General features: G+C 53.6%; 1 pseudogene. It reads right to left on the bottom strand.

Annotation, left to right across the window (positions count from 1 at the left end):
• Positions 1-157, bottom strand: a pseudogene (locus QN347_RS21050) (NAD(P)-binding domain-containing protein); the annotation flags it as partial.
• Positions 158-233 lie beyond the last annotated feature (76 nt).

The following is a 233-nucleotide window of genomic DNA, read 5'->3' as shown; positions in this document are numbered from 1 at the left end:
CGCCCATATAAACTAAGCGCCCGGTCATATTAGCTAGCTCCTCTTTGACCGCTTCGAACAGTTCGCTTGGACCGGCAACCATCATTGAACCTTGCGCATTGCGCGCAGCCGGCGGCCCCATAAACACGGGACAGTGCAGATACTTTAGTCCTACGGTATTGAGTTCGTCGTATGATCAATGAGGATCGCGCCAGGTTCGAGTGCTGTACGTGCCATGGCGATCACTTCTTCGA

It is taken from the genome of Sphingomonas sp. 10B4, from assembly GCF_035019905.1.
Lineage (GTDB): Bacteria > Pseudomonadota > Alphaproteobacteria > Sphingomonadales > Sphingomonadaceae > Sphingomonas > Sphingomonas glacialis.
Note: the sequence above shows the minus strand (reverse complement) of the source record. Positions and strands in the feature narration are given on the sequence as shown.